This is a genomic window from Kitasatospora saccharophila (assembly GCF_039529925.1).
GTDB lineage: Bacteria > Actinomycetota > Actinomycetes > Streptomycetales > Streptomycetaceae > Kitasatospora > Kitasatospora saccharophila.
Genome location: NZ_BAAANS010000115.1, coordinates 1 through 11846 on the forward strand (window position 1 = coordinate 1; position 11846 = coordinate 11846).

An 11846-nucleotide genomic window follows, 5' to 3' on the forward strand; every position below is an offset into this window, starting at 1 on the left:
CCTTCGCCTACAACGTCGCCGCCCTGCCCCTGGCCGCCACCGGACTCCTCAACCCCATGATCGCCGGCGCCGCCATGGCCTTCTCCTCGGTCTTCGTCCTCACCAACAGCCTGCGGCTGCGAAACTTCCAACCCACAAGGTGAAGCCAGGCGCTCGGGTGTGAACGGCGGGAAGCGCGATCAGGGGCTGGTGCTCTCCCTACCGGCCCAGCAGTTCCCCGCCGTTGCAGTGCAGGATCTCCCCCGTGATGAACCCCGCCTCCGCCGAGGCGAGGAAGAACACCGCGGCCGCGACCTCCCCCGACTCGCCGATCCGGCCGAGCAGGGTCCGCGCCGAGCGCCGGGCCACCTCGGCGTCGTCCAGCCGGGGCCCGAAGAACTCGGTGCCGGCGACGGTGCCCGGGGCGACGATGTTGGCGGTGATCCCGGACGGGCCGAGCTGGGCCGCCAGGAAGTGGTTCCAGGCGTGCAGGGAGGCTTTGGCGGCCCCGTAGGAGCCCGCGCCGCGCAGCGCGGCGATGGAGGAGACGGTGACCACCCGGCCGGAGCCGGGGGTGAGCCGGTCGCGGACGGACTCGGTGAGCAGCACGGCGGTCAGCACGTTGCGTTCGAAGTCGCCGCGCCAGCGGGCCAGCACCGCGTGCGGTCCGGCGCCGAGCACGGTCTCCCGGCTGCCCGCGTTGTTGACCAGGACGTCGATCCGGGCGGGCAGCGCGTCCAGGGCGGCTTCCACCGCGTCGGGGTCGGCGAGGTCGCACACCAGCGGGGTGACGTTCGAGCCGAGTTCCTTCGCGGCCTGGTCGAGGACGCCGGGGCGGCGGCCCACGATCACCACGCGCTCCCCGGCCGCAGCGAAGCGCCGGGCCACCTCCAGGCCGATGCCGGTGCCCCCACCGGTGACTACGACGTTCCTGGCCATTGCGCACTCCCTCCCTGACCGTTCGCCGCGCCGCGTTCCGCAGGCGGTCCGTACCGGATTGCCACGATTCCTATCACGCTGGGTTGCGAGGGCTGCGGGGTGGGTGACGCCGCGCGCCGAGCGTGCGGTGTGATATGCACTCGGCCGTACGGGTGCGCGGACGCACACGGAGAGTGGAGAGAGGCAACTCACACCCCCCTGGCGTAACTCTGCGCCCCCTGGTACGTCTTACCTTTTGTAGAGCGGGGCTCCGGCGGGCCCCGGACGGGCTGTCGATTCGTCGACCGCCCTCGCGCACGGCGCCGGGCCGGCTCCGGGCCCCCTGGGGACGCTTTGAGCGGCCGTTCCCGACCGGAGCCGGCCCGGGCGCCGTGCGCCCCAACACGCAGCACGGCGGACGCGGTACGGCGGACGCGAAGGGGCCCGGCCCCGCCTCCCGTGGGGGGAGGCGGGGCCGGGCCCCTTCGGTGCTGGTGGCCGACGGCTCAGCGGGCGTCGAGCGGCACGTAGTCGCGGATCTCCACGCCGGTGTAGATCTGCCGCGGGCGGCCGATCCGGCTGGTCGGGTCCTTGATCATCTCGTGCCAGTGGGCGATCCAGCCGGGGAGCCGGCCGATCGCGAACAGCACGGTGAACATGCTGGTCGGGAAGCCCATCGCGCGGTAGATCAGGCCCGTGTAGAAGTCCACGTTCGGGTAGAGCCGGCGCGAGACGAAGAAGTCGTCCTTGAGCGCGTGCTCCTCCAGCTTGAGGGCGATCTCCAGCAGCTCGTCGGACTGGCCGAGCTGGGCCAGCACCTCGTGGGCGAGCACCTTGACCTGCGCGGCGCGCGGGTCGAACGCCTTGTAGACGCGGTGGCCGAAGCCCATCAGCTTGACGCCGTCCTCGCGGTTCTTCACCTTGCGGATGAAGCCGTCGACGTCGCCGCCGTCCTTCTGGATCTGCTCCAGCATCTCCAGCACGGCCTGGTTGGCACCGCCGTGCAGCGGGCCCCACAGCGCCGAGATGCCCGCCGAGATCGAGGCGAACAGGTTGGCGTGCGAGGAGCCGACCAGGCGCACCGTCGAGGTGGAGCAGTTCTGCTCGTGGTCCGCGTGCAGGATGAGCAGCTTGTCCAGGGCGTTGACCACGACCGGGTTGAGCTCGTAGTCCTCGGCCGGGACGGCGAAGGTCATCCGCAGGAAGTTCTCGACGTAGCCGAGGTCGTTGCGCGGGTAGACGAAGGGCTGGCCCATCGCCTTCTTGTACGCGTACGCCGCGATGGTCGGCAGCTTCGCCAGCAGGCGGACCGTCGACAGGTTGCGCTGCGCCTCGTCGAACGGGTTGTGGCTCTCCGGGTAGAACGTGGAGAGCGCGCCGACCACCGAGGAGAGCATCGCCATCGGGTGCGCGTCCCGGGGGAAGCCCTGGAAGAAGCGCTTGACGTCCTCGTGCAGCAGGGTGTGCTGGGTGATCTCGTTGCTGAACGCGGAGAGCTGGCCCGCGTTCGGCAGCTCACCGTTGATCAGCAGGTAAGCGGTCTCGATGAAGTTGGCCTCCGCGGCCAACTGCTCGATCGGGTAGCCGCGGTAGCGCAGGATGCCGGCGTCACCATCGATGAAGGTGATCGCGGACTTGTTGGCGGCGGTGTTGCCGAAACCGTTGTCCAGGGTGACCAGGCCGGTCTGCGGGAGCAGCTTCGAGATGTCGAAGCCGGCGTTGCCCGCAGTGCTCTCGACGACGGGGTACTCGTACTCGCCGTCCTGGTACCGCAGTACTACCGATTTGTCGCTCACGTCTTCCTCACCGACGAAATTGATCCTCATCCGACTGCCCTGACTGTCTCAACGATCCCCCACCCGAAGGACGGCCGCGCACCCGGGGGTGACCCCGGGAAGGACCGGGGCCTACAAACTCCGCTGCCGCCACCGGTGTGAACCGGACAAGATCGGCGGCGGCACCGGACCAGGTTCCGCCCTAAATCTCTTCACGTCAAGACAACCTCTGAACGTACCGTACCGCCTCGAACTCAGCCCGCAGCCAATCTGTGGTCCAGCGCGGAGTGCCGCCGGTCGGTGCTCACCGCCCGCACCGCCTGCCCGATGGCCTTGCGCGACCCGACCAGCACCACCAGCTTCTTGGCCCGCGTCACCGCCGTGTACAACAGGTTGCGCTGGAGCATCGGCCAGGCCGAGGTGGTGACGGGAATCACCACCGCCGGGTACTCGCTGCCCTGCGAACGGTGGATGGTCACCGCGTACGCGTGCGCCAGCTCGTCGAGTTCGTCGAAGTCGTACGGCACCTCCTCGTCCTCGTCGGTCAACACCGTCAGTCGCTGGTCGTCCACGCTCAGTGCCGTCACGACGCCCACTGTGCCGTTGAAGACGCCGCTGCGCCCCTTGTCGTAGTTGTTCCGGATCTGGGTGACCTTGTCGCCGACCCGGAACGTCCGCCCGCCGAACCGGCGTTCGGGCAGGCCCTCGCGGGCCGGGGTGACCGCCGACTGGAGCAGCGTGTTCAGCGCGCCCGCGCCGGCCGGGCCGCGGTGCATCGGCGCCAGCACCTGGACGTCCCGGCGCGGGTCGAGGCCGAAGCGCTGCGGGATCCGGCGGGCCACCACGTCCACCGTCAGGCCGGCCGCGCGCTCGGAGTCCTCCTCGACGAACAGGAAGAAGTCCGGCAGGCCCTCGGTCAGCGGCGGCAGGCCCTCGTTGATCCGGTGCGCGTTGACCACCACGCCGGACTGCTGGGCCTGCCGGAAGATCCTGGTCAGCCGCACCGACGGGACGGGACTGCCGGGCGAGAGCAGGTCCCGCAGCACCTTGCCCGCACCCACCGAGGGCAGCTGGTCCACGTCCCCCACGAACAGCAGGTGGGCGCCCGGGGCGACCGCCTTGACCAGCTTGTTCGCCAGGATCAGGTCGAGCATCGACGCCTCGTCGACCACCACCAGGTCCGCGTCCAGCGGCCGGTCCCGGTCGTACGCGGCGTCCCCGCCCGGCTTCAGCTCCAGCAACCGGTGCACCGTCGACGCCTCGGCGCCGGTCAGCTCCGCCAGCCGCTTCGCCGCCCGCCCGGTCGGCGCCGCCAGCACCACCTTGGCCCGCTTCGCCAGCGCCAGCTGCACGATCGACTTCACCGTGAACGACTTGCCGCAGCCCGGACCGCCGGTCAGCACCGCGACCTTCTCGGTCAGCGCCAGGCGCACCGACTGCTCCTGCTCCGGGGCCAGCTCCGCCCCCGTCCGCTTCGCCAGCCAGCCCAGCGCGGCCGGCCAGTCCACCTCCCGGAACCACGGCAGCCGGTCCTCCGCCGAGCGCAGCAGCCGCAGCAGCTGACCGGCCATCGAGACCTCCGCCCGGTGGAACGGCACCAGGTACACCGCCGCGACCGGCTGCCCGTCCGGGCCCGGCAGCCGCTCGCGCACCACCCCCTCCGCCGCGACCAGCTCCGCCAGGCAGTCGATCACCAGCCCCACGTCCACCTGCAGCAGCTTCACGCCGTCCGCGATCAGCCGCTCCTCCGGCAGGTAGCAGTTCCCGTCGTCGGTGGACTGCGACAGCGCGTACTGCAGGCCCGCCTTCACCCGCTCCGGCGAGTCGTGCGGGATGCCCACCGCCTGCGCGATCCGGTCCGCCGTCAGGAAGCCGATGCCCCACACGTCCGAGGCCAGGCGGTACGGCTGGTTCTTCACCACCCCGATCGAGCCGTCGCCGTACTGCTTGTAGATCCGCACCGCCAGCGAGGTCGACACCTGCACGCCCTGGAGGAAGACCATCACCTCCTTGATGGACTTCTGCTCCTCCCACGCCGCCGCGATCATCTTCGTCCGCTTCGGGCCCAGGCCCGGCACCTCGATCAGCCGCTTCGGCTCGTTCTCGATCACCTCCAGGGTCTGCGCCCCGAAGCGCTCCACGATCCGCTCCGCGAACCGCGGGCCGATGCCCTTGATCAGCCCCGAGCCCAGGTACCGCTGGATGCCCTGGACGGTGGCCGGCAGCACCGTCGTGTAGTTCTCCACCGTGAACTGCCGCCCGAACTTCGGGTGCGAGCCCCACCGCCCGAACAGCCGCAGGCTCTCCCCCACCTGCGCGCCCAGCAGCGCCCCCACCACCGTCAGCAGGTCGTTCGCGCCGCGCCCGGTGTCCACCCTGGCGACCGTGTACCCGGTCTCCTCGTTGGCGTACGTGATCCGCTCCAGGACCCCCTCCACCTGCGCCAGCTGCACCGGACACCTCACCCGCGATCAGGAACACGCCACCGCGAAAGGTACTCCGCCCGACCGACACCGCGACCCGCCCCGACGCCGCTCGAACGCGACGGGGCCGCGCGCCGGGCGGCACGCGGCCCCGTCACCCCCCGGGCGGGCCCGCTACTGCGCGCCCTCCCCCAGCCGGAGCACCCGCGGGACCCGGCCGCGCCCCGCCACGCCCTCCAGCGCCGCCGCGCACGGCACCAGCACCAGCAGCCCGACCGCCGCCACCGCGATGCCCGCCCAGTCCGGGGCGAACGCCGGCGCACCGGGCCCCTGGGTGAAGGCCCGCAGCTCCAGGGCCGGCCCCAGCAGCCACGGCAGCGCCAGCCCGAGCAGCGTGCCGCCGATCACGGCCGCCGCCATCACCGGGACCAGCTGGACGAGTTGGACCCCCGCCGCGGCCCGCCCGCCGAGCCCCAGCGTCCGCAGGTGGGCGAGCACCCGCCCGCGCTCCACCGAGCTGAGCAGCAGTTCGAGGACCACCGCGAGCAGCCCCAGCAGCAGGCCGATCGCCGCCGACGCCCGGAACGCCGTCTCCAGCGCGGACACCAGCCCGTCGGACGACGACTCCCGCAACTCCCGGTCCAGGTAACGGATCTCGATCGGCGCGCCGCGGCTGATCGCCCCGCCCGCCGCACCGCCGCCGCCCGCGCCCGCGGCCGCCGCCGAACCCGCCACCACCGTCCGCAGCCGCTCCGCGTCGATCCGGCCCGCACCCGCCGCCGCACCGGGCCGGCCCGGTGCGGCGAACAGCACCGCCGCGCTGCGCTGACCGCTCTGCTTGGGCAGCTGCAGCGCGCCCGGGCCGCCGAACACCAGCAGCCCGCCCGCGGTGCCGACGTCGCCCACCACCGGCCCGACCGCCCGGTCCGCGGCCGCGCCGTCCGGGAGCGTCCCGACGATCCGGGCCCGGAACCGGCTGGTCCCGGCGTCCACGTCGAACGAGCCCTCCGGGAACCGCTCCGCCGTCGCCCGGTCGGCCAGCGCCGGGAGCTCCGCGCCCCCGGCCAGCGGCGCGGTCAGCTCCGGGGCGCCGAGCGCCGCCGCCAGCCGCGAGGACGGCTCGAACCGGGCCAGCTCCGCCGGGTCGACCCCGACCAGGCCCACCGCCTTCACCTTCGTGCCGTCCTCGTCCGAGGTCAGCGTGCCCTGCCCGCCGCGCACCTGGAGCACCCCGGCGACCCCCGGGACCTCCCCCAGCTCGTCGTACGGCAGCGAACGCTGCGCCGGCCCGAGGACCACCGCGTCACCGCCCGTGCGCCACCGCGCGGCCTCCACCCGGCCCTCCCGGACCGTGCCCGACACCAGCGCGCCGAACACCGCGCAGGCCAGCGCGGGCACCAGCACCAGCAGCGCCGTCGCCGCCGCGCCCGAACGCCGCCCGGCCTGCGCCAGGCCGACCAGCGCGACCGTGCCGCGCCCGCGCCGCGCCCACCGGGTCACCAGCCGCAGCGGCACCGGGTACACCCGCAGCACCACCGCCACCGCCGCCAGGCCCAACACCACCGGCACCAGGGCCAGTTCGGGATCGGTCCCGGCCCCGGGCGGGGCCGCGCCGCGCAGCTGCAACTGCAGCACGCCCACCCCCGCCAGCACCAGCAGCGCGCCCTCCACCGCCGGCCGCGCGGACACGCCCAGCGCCCGCTTCAGACCGCGCCGGCGGACCGGCTCCCGGCCCGCCCGGCGCGCCTCGCGGCCCTGCCACCACACCGCCACCGCCGGCGCGCACGCCACCAGCACCGCCGCCAGCACCGCCGGCCACCACGCACCCAGCGGACGGTCGTCGGCCCACCGGACGGACACCGCCCAGCCCGCCAACAGGCCCACCAGGGCCGCCGGGACGGCCTCCAGCAGCCGAACGGCGGCCAGTGCGGACTCACCCGCGCCGCGGGCCCGCTGCAGCGCCAGCGCCCCCTCCCTGCGCCTCGCGCCGAGCCGGGCCGCGGCCACCGCCGTGGACACCCCGATCGACAGCAGGCCCGCCAGCGCGAAGGACTGCAGCGCCACCGTCCGGGCCCGCTGCACCGCGAAGGCGTCGACCAGCTCCGACAGCCGCTGGGTCAGCGTCGGCGGCTTCATCGTCCGCGTCCCGGCGGCGCAGGGGTTGAAGTCGGAGACCACCGCGCCGCACGCCGCCGTGGACAGCGCCTCGCCGAACCCCACCGCGCCGCTCGACAGCTCCGCGGCACCGGCCGCCGTGCCCGCGGTGCCCCAGGGCTGTTCCGCGGTCCAGAACACCCAGGTCGCGTCCAGCGCCTGCGAACCGCGCGCCTCCATCGCCTCCAGGCCCGCCGCGGACACCATCGCCTGCCCGAACCTGACGTAGACGTTCGGCTGCTCGTGCGAGTCCATCGGCGAGTTCAGCAGCGGCAGTTCGCGCCACAGGTCGTCCGACCCGTCCAGCGGCTCGAACTCGCCGACCACCACCGCGTCGGTGAAGCCGGTCTGCCCGGGCTGCCCGGCGAAGTGCACCTGCTGGCCGACCCGCAGCCCGAACTGCTCCAACGAGGCCGCGGACAGGCCCAGTTCGATCGGCGCCTTCTCCTGGTCGGCCGGCCGCCCCGGCGCCCGGCCGGCCACCCAGCGCACCCGGTCCGCCGCGTCCTGCGCGTACACCAGCGACACCACCCCCGGGTTGCCGTGCGGCTTGGGCACGCCGTCGCCCGACAGCTCCATGCCGGCCGCCTGCGCCCAACCCGACACCCGGACCAGCGACCGCGCCAGCTCCCCGGTGGCGCTCTGCCGCATCCCCTCCCCGACCTTGGTCAGGTCCTCGTCCAGCGTGCCGGACCGCACCGCCGGCTCGCCCCGCTTCGCCACCGGCGGGTTCACCGACGTGGTCGCCTTCAGCAGCGGACCGTTCACCTGCGCCACGGAGAGCCGGCGCGCCACCTCCTTCGTCGCCAGCCGGTCGAACACCGGCGGCCACAGCAGCGTCGCCACCGTCAGCACCGCCGACAGCAGCGCCAGCACCGCCAGCACCGGCCAGCCCGTCCGGGCCTCCCGCGCCGCCGGCCGCCAGCCGCCGAACCCGCCCGGCCGCAGCCGGGCCCAACGCCTTCCGTCCCGCCCGGTCATCCGTTCTCCCCCGCCCGCAGCTCGCGCGCCAGATCGACCCGCGCCAACGTCCTCGACAGCAGCAGCACCACCGAACCGGCCCCCAGGCCGGTCGCCAGCACCACCACCGCCGTCCACCCCCAGCCCACCGTCATCTCCAGCGCCGGGAACACCGCCCGGCCGCCGTTGTCGACCATGATCAGCGGCAGCACCACCGCCGCCAGCACCACGCCGAGGAAGGCCCCCAGCAGCACCGCGAAACCGACCACCACCGACTGCTCCAGCCGCAGCACCCCGGCCAACTGCCGGCGCCGCACGCCGAGCGCCCGCAGCACCGCGAACTCCCGCCGCCTGGACCGCGCCGACCCCACCGCGTGCACCGTGAACCCGGCCACCGCGAACACCGGCGACAGCACCAGCGACAGCACCAGCGCACTGCGCCGACCGGACCGGAACGGATCCTCGGCCAGCGCCGCCGCCCGCGCCCGGGCACTGTCCACCCGGCCCAGCCGGGGATCGGCCGCGATCGCCCGCTCCGCCCGCACCCCGCCGTCCCCGGACGACGCGGCCAGCAGCCACGCCTCGTCCCCCAGCGGGTCCAGACCGAGCGCCGCCCGGGTCGAGGAGAGCGCCTTCAGGTCCACCAACACCTGTGGCACGTCCCGGCCCTGACCACCCGGCAGGTCGTCCAGCACGCCGACGACCGACAGCCCGAACTGGTCCGTGTCCCCGGACATCAGCCGGGTCTGCGCGCCCACCTCGATCGAGGTCTCCCGCAGGAAGGCCGAGTTCACCAGCGCCGGCACCACGTCGCGCTTCTTCGCCCCGGAGACCGGCAGCAGCGAGAACGACACCTTGTCGTCCCCCGTGCTCAGCGAGAACGACTCCGCCATCTGCTCCGGCACCCCGATCTCCGGGGCCGCGGCGCGCACCACCGCCGTCAGCAGCCCGCCGTCCGGCCGGGACGAGGAGCACACCCCCGCCTGGCGCACCGGCTGCGCCTGGCCCGCCTCGTCCCGCCCGGGACACCACAGGCCGGTCGCCCGCTCCGGCATCCCCGGGGTGACGTTCGTCCACCTCGTCCCGTCCGGCATCGAAGCGCCCTCGACCCCCGACACCGTGAGCGTCAGCAACGCCCGCCGGAACTCCCTCACCGGTGCGGCCCGCAACGACAGCCGGGTCACCTGCACCGGATAGTGCAGCCCCTGCCCGGGCAGCGGCATCGACACCGTACGGGACGCCCCGTCCGGCGTGACCCGGGACCGGACCTCCGTCACCAGGCCGCTCGCGTCCTCCACCTGGGCCTGCAGCCACACCGGGCCGGTCCGGTCCACCGGGTCCTGCGAGGCCACCGACACCCGCGCGTCCACCGACACCGGCCGCCCCTCGATCACCATCCCGTGCACCGGGACGTCCGACCCCAACCGGCCCAACTGGTCGGCCAGCGAACCCCGTTCCAGATCCGAACGCAGCGCGGGCACCGCGTGCACCGACGCCCCCGGCTCCATCCGCGCCGGGGTCGCCACCGGCCGCACCGCCCCCGTGTCCAGACCGAACACCGTGGTCGGCACCCCGCGCACCAGGCCCTGCGCCGACACCAGCGGCGTCACCGCCGCCACCCCGGGCAGCCCCGCCAGCGCCTCGTACCGCTGCCCCGACGGGAGTTCGCCGTCCGTCACCCGCAGGTCCGCGCCCACCTCGAACGCGGACCGGTCCCGGTCGCTCGGCGGCTCACCGGCGATCACCGTGGTGGTCAACGCCCCCACCGCCAACGCCAGCGCCATCAACAGCACCGGGGCGCCCTGCCCCGCACGCCCCCGACTCACCTGCCAGCCGCTCAACGGGGCCACCAGCCCCCGCCCGTGCCGCGCCAGCGACTCCAACAGCCGCCCCAGCGGCGGCAGCAGGCGCAACAGCAGTAGCGCCGCCGCCACCGTCATCACCACCGGCGCCGCCACCAGCACCGGGTCGAACCCGACCGCGCTCGCCGCCGGACTCAACAACCCCTGGTACTGCCGCAGTTGCAGGTACGCCAGCACCGCGACCGCCGCCAGCACCAGGTCGGCCCCGGCCCGCTGCGCGACCACCCGGCGACCGCTGCGCGATGGCGTCTCCCGTTCGCCACCGTCAGCCGTCCACACCACCGGCAGCAGCGCCGCACACCCGTGCAGCACCAACGCCGTCCCCGCCACGGCCCACGCCGCCGGACCGGCCGCCTCCGCGGCCGCACCCTCCACCAGCAACTCCAGCCGACCCAGCAACCCCAGCAGCGGCCCCGCCGCCCACAACCCCACCAGCGCCGCCGGCACCGTGCACAGCGCCCACTCCGCCGCCGCGGCCCCCAGCAACCGGCCCCGACCCGCACCGCGCGCCAACTGCAGCAGCAGCTCCGCCCGCCGGAAATCAGTCAGTTGACGGGCCGTCAGCACCATCGTCACCGCCGACAGCACACCCAGCATCGTCACCGGCACCAGCATCCCGGAGCGCGCCACCATCATCGGCGACCGCAGCGCCTCCAGGGCCTCCGGAAGGTCACTGCCCGCCCGCAACGCCTCCAGCGCCGGTTCCGACCCGCGGAACACCGACCTGATCGCGTTGCCCTGCGTCAGCTGCTCCACCCGGTCCCGCAGCGGTGCCAGCCCGTCGACCCGCAGTCCCCGGGGGTCCGGCAGCGCGGTCCACTGCACGTCCACCTCCTCCTGCAGCAACGGCGCCGTCCGCAGCATCTCCCGCGACGCCAGCACCAGCCCCGACGGCGTCCGCAGCGACGACGACTCGGCCCACGCCTGCCAGAGCGCCTCCGTCCCCGGAACCGGCCGGTACACCCCGCTCACCGTCACCGGCATCGACTTGTTGATCTTGTTCATCGGCATCGTCGCCCCGACCGACACCCCCAACCAGCGCGCCGCCTGCTCCGACAGCACCACCTGCCCCGCGTCCCGGGGCCAGTCGCCCTGCGCCAACTGCGCGAAGCGCTGCGGGTCCTCCACCGCCACCGGCGACAACGGCAGCCCCGAGGCCACCACCCCCGCCGAGGCCCCCACCGTCGACCCCGCCGGCAACTGCACCGCCAACGGATTCGAAACGTGCAGCACCTCCTCGATCCGCGCCGACACCCCCGGCAGCGCCCGGTGCAACGCCGCCCGCACCCGGGCGTCCGCCTTCTCGTCCGCGCCCTCCGCGTACCGCCCCGACACCGAGACGGACAACCGCGGGTCGTCCTCCAACCGCTTCCGCATCCCCTCCGTCACCGAACTCGCCGTCAGCGCCGTCAACGCCGTCAACACGGCCACCGCCAACAACACCGTCACCGCCGCGGCCCCCAGCACCACCCCGTGCTGCCCGGCCCGGCGCACACCGGCGGGTGAACCCCGCCCGTCCGCTCGCATGTCCCCCGAAGTCCTTCCGTCATCGCTCGATGGTCTGGACCAATCTTGATGACGGGCAGTCTGCCGCCAACCCTCCGCCCAAACAACCGTCCGACGATCACGGACCGGACTCGTTCGCCTGCCCCCTGCTCCCCTTCGGAACTTCGGAACGGCCCCGGGAACGCGAAAAAGCCCCCCGACTTCCCGTCGGGGGGCTTTTCCTGAATGATTGTTCGGCGGCGTCCTACTCTCCCACAGGGTCCCCCCTG

At 74.0% G+C, this 11846-nt stretch carries 6 protein-coding genes; 1 reads left to right on the forward strand and 5 read right to left on the reverse strand.

Translation table 11 applies throughout. The annotated features are described in order from the left end of the window. Nucleotides 1-198: 198 nt before the first annotated feature. The 5 genes from ABD345_RS38980 to ABD345_RS39000 form a co-directional block, all read right to left on the reverse strand. Nucleotides 199-918 carry an SDR family NAD(P)-dependent oxidoreductase gene (locus ABD345_RS38980; protein ID WP_344559411.1) on the reverse strand — a complete coding sequence of 240 codons (720 nt, stop codon included), beginning with the start codon at nucleotides 916-918 and terminating at the stop codon, nucleotides 199-201. A 485-nt stretch (nucleotides 919-1403) separates the two neighbouring features. Continuing rightward, nucleotides 1404-2693: a citrate synthase gene (locus ABD345_RS38985; RefSeq protein ID WP_344559412.1), complete on the reverse strand. Its 1290-nt coding sequence runs from the start codon at nucleotides 2691-2693 to the stop codon at nucleotides 1404-1406. A 233-nt stretch (nucleotides 2694-2926) separates the two neighbouring features. Further along, nucleotides 2927-5125 (reverse strand): SF1B family DNA helicase RecD2, encoded by a 2199-nt coding sequence (recD2, locus tag ABD345_RS38990; RefSeq protein ID WP_344559414.1) that lies wholly within the window; start codon nucleotides 5123-5125, stop codon nucleotides 2927-2929. A 144-nt stretch (nucleotides 5126-5269) separates the two neighbouring features. Beyond that, on the reverse strand, nucleotides 5270-8230 hold the full coding sequence (locus ABD345_RS38995) for a hypothetical protein (protein WP_344559416.1): 2961 nt from the start codon (nucleotides 8228-8230) through the stop codon (nucleotides 5270-5272). Continuing rightward, nucleotides 8227-11076 carry an ABC transporter permease gene (locus tag ABD345_RS39000; protein ID WP_344559418.1) on the reverse strand — a complete coding sequence of 950 codons (2850 nt, stop codon included), beginning with the start codon at nucleotides 11074-11076 and terminating at the stop codon, nucleotides 8227-8229. The genes ABD345_RS38995 and ABD345_RS39000 overlap by 4 nt, the downstream gene beginning before the upstream one ends. Here ABD345_RS39000 and ABD345_RS39005 point away from each other — a divergent pair. Continuing rightward, nucleotides 11063-11647: a hypothetical protein gene (locus ABD345_RS39005; RefSeq protein WP_344559420.1), complete on the forward strand. Its 585-nt coding sequence runs from the start codon at nucleotides 11063-11065 to the stop codon at nucleotides 11645-11647. The genes ABD345_RS39000 and ABD345_RS39005 overlap by 14 nt on opposite strands. The last annotated feature ends 199 nt before the right edge of the window (nucleotides 11648-11846 follow it).

What these genes read in the sequence shown, in the direction of transcription:
- ABD345_RS38980 (WP_344559411.1), bottom strand. Translation starts at nt 918, where the DNA reads ATGGCCAGGAACGTCGTAGTCACCGGTGGGGGCACCGGCATCGGCCTG.
- ABD345_RS38995 (WP_344559416.1), bottom strand. Translation starts at nt 8,230, where the DNA reads ATGACCGGGCGGGACGGAAGGCGTTGGGCCCGGCTGCGGCCGGGCGGG.
- ABD345_RS39000 (WP_344559418.1), bottom strand. Translation starts at nt 11,076, where the DNA reads ATGAACAAGATCAACAAGTCGATGCCGGTGACGGTGAGCGGGGTGTAC.